The organism is Faecalibacterium sp. DFI.5.82 (genome assembly GCF_029076575.1).
GTDB lineage: Bacteria > Bacillota > Clostridia > Oscillospirales > Ruminococcaceae > Faecalibacterium > Faecalibacterium duncaniae.
Genome location: NZ_JARFIS010000910.1, coordinates 1 through 295, shown reverse-complemented (window position 1 = coordinate 295; position 295 = coordinate 1). Strand labels below are relative to the sequence as shown.

The 295-nt window shown below is 64.7% G+C and carries 1 protein-coding gene; it reads right to left on the bottom strand.

Features of this window, described 5'->3' with window-relative positions:
• Positions 1-2: 2 nt before the first annotated feature.
• The coding region (locus P0G09_RS19450) for a hypothetical protein (protein WP_275253496.1) at positions 3-295 on the bottom strand (293 nt) is incomplete at its 5' end.

Here is a 295-nt window from a genome sequence, read left to right as displayed (position 1 = left end):
TCTCACTCATCCTGCTGGCGGCCGCCCTGGGCTGCATCGTTTTTCTGCTCACCCGGCGGGAAAACGCCCGCCGCAGCCAGTATGGCCACAGCGGCCTTTCCGAATTCCGCACTGACCTGCCGCTGGACGACTGCTTCGACCGGCTGGACCAGCACAGCCCGGACGACTAGTTCGCCTACGAGTGCCGCCGTGAGAACGATGGCGGTTTCCTGCTCCATCTGACTCTGCACCAGCCAACCCTGCAGCCGCAGGACACCCTGTATAACCTCCGGCTTGACCCCGGGCGGCAGACCAT